Annotated in this window: 5 protein-coding genes; 1 reads left to right on the top strand and 4 read right to left on the bottom strand. The window is 66.7% G+C overall.

Annotated elements, in window-relative coordinates; all coding sequences use genetic code 11:
• Nucleotides 1–57: 57 nt before the first annotated feature.
• Genes WCE35_RS17245 through WCE35_RS17235 form a run of 3 tightly spaced genes read right to left on the bottom strand, consistent with a single transcriptional unit; the run spans nt 58 to nt 3,601 of the window.
• The gene (locus WCE35_RS17245) at nt 58–789 is read right to left on the bottom strand and encodes an ABC transporter ATP-binding protein (protein WP_424594539.1); all 732 of its coding nucleotides are present in this window, start codon (nt 787–789) and stop codon (nt 58–60) included.
• The gene (locus tag WCE35_RS17240) at nt 786–2,555 is read right to left on the bottom strand and encodes an ABC transporter permease subunit (RefSeq protein ID WP_424594538.1); all 1,770 of its coding nucleotides are present in this window, start codon (nt 2,553–2,555) and stop codon (nt 786–788) included. The genes WCE35_RS17245 and WCE35_RS17240 overlap by 4 nt, the downstream gene beginning before the upstream one ends.
• Nucleotides 2,556–2,560: 5 nt before the next feature.
• Complete coding sequence (locus WCE35_RS17235; RefSeq protein ID WP_424594537.1) at nt 2,561–3,601, bottom strand: branched-chain amino acid ABC transporter permease; 1,041 nt, start codon at nt 3,599–3,601, stop codon at nt 2,561–2,563.
• A gap of 177 nt (nt 3,602–3,778) precedes the next feature.
• Between WCE35_RS17235 and WCE35_RS17230 the strand changes: the two genes are divergently transcribed.
• Complete coding sequence (locus WCE35_RS17230; RefSeq protein ID WP_424594536.1) at nt 3,779–4,300, top strand: MarR family winged helix-turn-helix transcriptional regulator; 522 nt, start codon at nt 3,779–3,781, stop codon at nt 4,298–4,300.
• A gap of 106 nt (nt 4,301–4,406) precedes the next feature.
• Here the strand turns inward: WCE35_RS17230 and WCE35_RS17225 are convergent, their stop codons facing one another.
• A complete protein-coding gene (locus WCE35_RS17225; RefSeq protein WP_424594535.1) occupies nt 4,407–5,693 on the bottom strand; it encodes a glycerate kinase type-2 family protein in 1,287 nt (428 codons plus the stop codon).
• Nucleotides 5,694–5,825 lie beyond the last annotated feature (132 nt).

The following is a 5,825-nucleotide window of genomic DNA, read 5'->3' as shown; positions in this document are numbered from 1 at the left end:
ACCCTCCCCCTCCAGGGGAGGGTGAAGTGAAGCGCAATCCTAAGGTGAGTGCCTCGCCTAAATCCCGCTCTCGCCCTCGTGCTGGAAGCCGAGATAGCTCGCGGCGACGCGCGCGTTGGCGGCGATGTCCCTGGCCGGTCCGGACAGGATGAATTCGCCGAGCTCCATTACATGGGCGCGGTCGGCGATCCGCAGCGCGGCCTGTGCGTTCTGCTCGACCAGCAGCACCGAGACGCCGGCGGCGCGCAGCTCGCCGATGGTGCGAAAAATATCGGCGACGATGATCGGGGCCAAGCCCAGGCTCGGCTCGTCCAGCATCAACAGTTTTGGGGCGCCCATCAGCGCGCGGCCCATCGCCAGCATTTGCTGCTCGCCGCCGGACAGCGTACCCGCCAGCTGCTTGCGCCGCTCCTTCAGCCGCGGAAACAGCGTGTAGACCCGCTCGAACGATCTTGCCCCGGTCGCCTTCGCAACCCGGAACGCGCCGAGCCGCAGATTGTCCTCGACATTCATGCTGGCGAACAGTTCGCGATGCTCCGGCACGAGGCTCAGGCCCGCGGCGACGCGGTCCTCGATGTCGAGCGGCGCCATGTCCGCGCCCGCGAAGGCGGCGCGGCCCTTCAGCGGCAAGATTCCCATGATGGCGTTGAGCAGGGTGGTCTTGCCGGCACCGTTGGCGCCGATGATGGTGACGATCTCGTTGTCGGCGACGTCGAGCGACACCGAACGCACGGCCTCGACCTTGCCGTAGGAGACATGCGCATCCGAGATCGAGAGCAGCGCGCTCATGCGGCCGCCCCGAGATAGGCCTTGATCACGTCCGGATTGGTCTTGATCGCCTCCGGCTTGCCTTCGGCGATCTTGGTGCCGAAATCGAGCACCACGATCCGGTCGGCCAGATTCATCACAAAGCCCATGTCGTGCTCGACCAGCAGCACCGACATGCCGCCGTCGCGCAACTGGCGCAACAGCGCCGCGAGCCGCGCCTTCTCCAGCTGCCGCAGTCCGGCGGCGGGCTCGTCGAGCAGCAGCAGCATCGGATCGACGCACAGCGCACGCGCGATCTCGACCACGCGCTGCTGGCCGAGCGACAGGCTTCCCGCGAGCTGGTCGATCTGGTCGGCGAGGCCGACGCGCGCGATCTGGCGCGCGGCCTCCGCCAGCAGTTTCGCCTCATCGGCGCGGTCGAGCCGCAACATGCTGGAGATCGCGCCGGCATGTCCGCGCAGATGCGCGCCGATCGCGACATTCTCCAGCACCGTCATGTCGGGCACCAGCTTGACGTGCTGAAAGGTGCGGGCGATGCCGAGCCTTGCGATTTGCCGCGGCGGTGCATTGTCGACGTTCGTGCCGAGCGCGGAAATCCTGCCGCCGGTCGCGGTCAGCACGCCCGTAATCAGGTTGAAGGTCGTGCTCTTGCCGGCACCGTTCGGACCGATCAGGGCGACGATTTCGCGGGCATGGACTTCGAAAGAGACATCGTTGACGGCAATGACGCCGCCGAATTGCTTGCGCGCTTTATCGAGATGCAGGAGCACCGACGGCATCGCCGGAGATCGCAGGCGCGCCGGCAAGGCCAGGGATAGGTCGGGCTTGCTGCGGCCCGGCTTGAACGGCAATCGCGCCATCAGCCAGGGCCAGACACCGGTCGGGGCCAGTTGCAGCAACGCCACCAGCAGGATGCCGAACACGATGGTCTCTAACTGGCTCTGGCCGCCGAAGACATAGGGCAGATAGCTCTGCAGCACTTCCTTGAGGATCACCACGATGCCGGCGCCCAGCACCGCGCCCCAGACATAGCCGGCGCCGCCGACGACGGCGATGAAGAGATATTCGATGCCGGCCTGCGCGCCGAATGGCGTCGGGTTGGCGGCGCGCTGGAAATGCGCATAGAGCCAGCCGGACAGGCCGGCCAGCACCGCCGCATGGATGAACACCAGGAGTTTGGCGCGCGGGGTCTGCACGCCGAAGGCTTCGGCGGCGATATGCCCGCGCCGCAGCGCGCGGATCGCGCGGCCGGTGCGGGAGTCCAGCAGGTTCATGGTCAGCACCGCGGAGATCACGACCGCGATCCAGATCGCGAAATAGATCGTGCCGGGATCGATCATCTTCAGCGAACCGATCGACAGCGGCGGAATGCCGGAGATGCCGTCGTTGCGGCCGAGGAATTCGAGCTTGCTGAACAGATAAAACAACCCGATGCCCCAGGCGATGGTGCCGAGCGGCAGATAATGGCCGGACAGCCGCACCGTGACGATGCCGAGAGCGACCGCGGCGATGCCGCTGACCAGGAGCGAGATCGGCAGCGTCAGCCATGGCGACAGGCCATAGGCGGTGGTCAGCACGGCGGTGGTGTAGGCGCCGAAGCCGCAGAACGCCGCCTGGCCGAACGAGGTGAGGCCGCCGACGCCGGTGAGCAGCACGAGCCCCATCGCCACCAGCGCCGCGAGGCCGATATTGTCCAGCAGCACGATCCAGAACGGCGGCACGCCCGGGATGAACGGGATCGCCGCCATCAGGGCCGCGAAGATGATGAGAGGAAGCCGCTGCCTCATCGCGATCAATCCCTCTCTTCCTCGACCGCGGGTGCTGCAAGCGAGCGCAGCACCAGCACCGGGAGGATCAGCGTGAAGACGATGACCTCCTTGAAATTGCTGGCATAGAACGAGGAGAAGGCCTCCACCGTGCCGACCACAAGCGCCGCGATCGCGGTCAGGGGATAGCTCACCAGCCCGCCGATGATCGCGGCGATGAAGCCCTTCAGCCCGATCAGGAAGCCGGTGTCGTAATAAAGCGTCGTGATCGGCACGATCAGGATTCCCGAGATCGCCCCGATCACGGAGGCGAGCAGGAACGCGATCTGTCCGGACAGCGTGGTGCGGATGCCGACCAGGCGCGCGCCGAGGCGATTGACGGCGGTGGCGCGCAGCGCCTTGCCGGTCAGCGTGAAGCCGAACAACAGCCACAGGGCGATGATGAAGGTGACGGTCAGGCCGTAGACGGCGATGCCCTGGCCGGTGAAGCGAAGGGCGCCCACGGTGAACGCCGCGTTCGAGAGCGCAGGTCCGCGCAGGCCTTCGGCGCCGAAAAACACCAGCCCGAGGCCCTGCAGCGCAAGGTGGCAGCCGACCGAGGCGATCAGCAGCACCAGCACCGAGGTGTGGGCGATCGGCTGAAACGCGATACGATAGAGGAACAGGCCGATCGCCGCGACGATCAAAAGCGACAGCACGATATTGACCGCGATCGGGGTTGTGGGGCCGGCCAGCGCGTAAGTGAGGGCGAGAACAGCGACGGGGAAGACGATGTTGAGCGCGACCGCGCGCGCCGCCAGCCGCCGATGCAGCGATTTTCGCGCCCGGAACAGGTCGAGGCCGAACGCTACCAGTCCCATCGCCACCGCGAGCCGGGCGGTGCCCGGCACCTGGCCGGTTGCCAGCATGGCGTAGCTCAGCGCGCCATAGGTGACGAATTCGCCCTGCGGGATCAGGATCACGCGCGTGACGGCGAACACCAGCACCAGCGCAAGCCCGAGCAACGCATAGATCGCGCCGTTGGTGATGCCGTCCTGCAACAGGAACAGCATGATCGTGGTGTTCAAGACCGGGCGCCCCCCTCACGCGTCGAGCCGGTCACGACCTCATAGGGCCGTCCGGCCTTGCGATATCGGCGATTGAAACACGCCAATATTTGATATATTGAATAACAATTATCAATTATAATCTCAAGGCCTGCCCCCTGGCGGGACCTTATCTATCGGGATTGCGAGCCTCGAGCGATGACTGTTTCCAAGACCGCCGCCGACGCCGTCAAGCCTGCCCGGCCCAGGGAAAATCTCGGGGAGCCTGACGGCGCGGGCGAAGACAGCGCGCTGCGGTTGGGCGAATTGTCCGAATTGCTCGGCTATTCGCTGAAGCGCGCGCAACTGAAAGTGTTCGAGGATTTCCTGCGCTGTGTCGCGCCGCTGCAACTGACGCCGGCGCAGTTCTCGGTGTTGCTGCTGCTCGACAACAATCCCGGCCGCAACCAGACCGAGATCGCCAACACGCTCGGCATCCTCCGGCCCAATTTCGTGGCGATGCTTGATGGGCTGGAGAGCCGCGATTTCTGCGCGCGGATGCGCTCGACCAATGACCGCCGCTCCCACATTCTTGTGCTGACCGACAAGGGCAGGGCGGTGCTGGCGCGCGCCAAGAAGCTCGTCGCCGCCAAGCACGAGGCGCGGCTCAACGAACTGCTCGGGCCGGCCAATCGCGTGGCGCTGCTCGAGATGCTGGCGAAGATCGCACGGGAGTTTTGAGGGCACGCCGTCATTCCGGGGCGCGCGCTAGCGCGAACCCGGAATCTCGAGATTCCGGGTCTGGTCCTTTGGACCATCCCGGAATGACGGCCTATTTTGGGTGTCCTCACGCCTCGTCAACCAAAATCACCCTGATATCATTGACGTTGGTCAGCGTGGGTCCCGTGCGCAGCAAATCGCCGGTTGCGGCGAAGAAGGCGGTGGCGTCGTTGTTGTCCAGATAAGCCTGTGGGTCGAGGCCGAGCGATTTCATCTTCGCTAAGGTGGTTCGATCGACCATGGCGCCGGCGGGATCGCTGGCGCTGCCGGCGCCGCCGTCGGCGCCGTCGGTATCGCCGGCCAGCGCCGAGATGCCGGGCGTATCCCGGAGCAGCGCGGCAAGCGCGAGCGCGTATTCCTGGTTGGGGCCGCCGCGGCCATTGCCGCGCACGGTCACCGTGAGCTCGCCGCCGGACAGGATCGCGACGCGCCCGCCCTCGCTGCGCGCCTTGCGCGCGAGCCGTGCGTGATCGGCTGCGACCTCGCGGGCCTCGCCTTCGAGGTCGGCGCCGAGCTCGATGATGGCATAGCCCGCGTCCTTTGCGACCTTGATCGCGGCGTCGAGCGAGGCCCTTGGCCTGGCGATCAGTTCGAACTGCGCGCGGGCAAAGGCGGGATCGCCCGGCTTGCAGCTTTCGTTCCGCGGATCGTTCAGCGCGCGGTGGATGGCGTCGTCGACGTCCAGGCTGTGCTTCGAAACCAGCGCGCGCGCGTCGGCGAGCGTGGTCGGATCCGGCACCGTCGGGCCCGACGCGATCGCGGACGGATCGTCGTGGGGAACGTCCGATATTGCCAGCGTCACGATCTCGGCGCGGTGGCCGGCGCGCGCCAGCCGCCCGCCCTTGATTCGCGACAGATGCTTGCGGACGGTGTTGATCTCGCCGATCGGCGCGCCCGAGCGCAGCAGCGCCCGTGTCACCTGCTGCTTCTGCGCGAAGGAAATACCGTCGGCCGGTGCAATCCAGTTCGCCGAGCCGCCGCCGGACAACAGCACCAGCAGCAGATCGTCCGCGGTCGCCGCTTGCGCGAGCCGCAGCGTGTCGTCCGTGGCCTTCAGTCCGGCCTCGTCGGGCACCGGATGACCGGCCTCGACCACCTTGATGCACCGCGTCGGCACGCCATGGCCGTGGCGGGTGGTGGCGATGCCCGACAGCCGCGACGGCGCAAGTCCGAGCGCGTCGAGATAATGCCGTTCCGCGGCCGCCGCCATCGCGGCCGCGCCCTTGCCGGCGGCGAGACAGATCACCCGGCCGTTCGGCACCGGCCGCAAGTGTGCCGACAGCACGATGTCGGGATGCGCGGCGGCGACCGCCGCATCGAAGATCGCGCGCAACAGAGGGCGTCGGTCGGTCATGGCACTGCTTCCGCCTGCAAAGGCCCTTGTCGTTCGATGCGATTCCCTGACGCCGGTCAGCTCGCCGCCATCGACGTCGCCGAACCATTGCCGGCGCACGAACGACTTTGTCCTTGTCGGCCACATTGATAC

It is taken from the genome of Bradyrhizobium sp. (assembly GCF_049691595.1).
Lineage (GTDB): Bacteria > Pseudomonadota > Alphaproteobacteria > Rhizobiales > Xanthobacteraceae > Bradyrhizobium.
This window is presented reverse-complemented; position numbering and strand designations above follow the sequence as displayed.

Excerpts from the sequence above, each read along its gene's own strand:
- WCE35_RS17240 (WP_424594538.1), bottom strand. The coding sequence starts at position 2,555 with ATGAGGCAGCGGCTTCCTCTCATCATCTTCGCGGCCCTGATGGCGGCG.
- WCE35_RS17245 (WP_424594539.1), bottom strand. The coding sequence starts at position 789 with ATGAGCGCGCTGCTCTCGATCTCGGATGCGCATGTCTCCTACGGCAAG.
- WCE35_RS17230 (WP_424594536.1), top strand. The coding sequence starts at position 3,779 with ATGACTGTTTCCAAGACCGCCGCCGACGCCGTCAAGCCTGCCCGGCCC.
- WCE35_RS17225 (WP_424594535.1), bottom strand. The coding sequence starts at position 5,693 with ATGACCGACCGACGCCCTCTGTTGCGCGCGATCTTCGATGCGGCGGTC.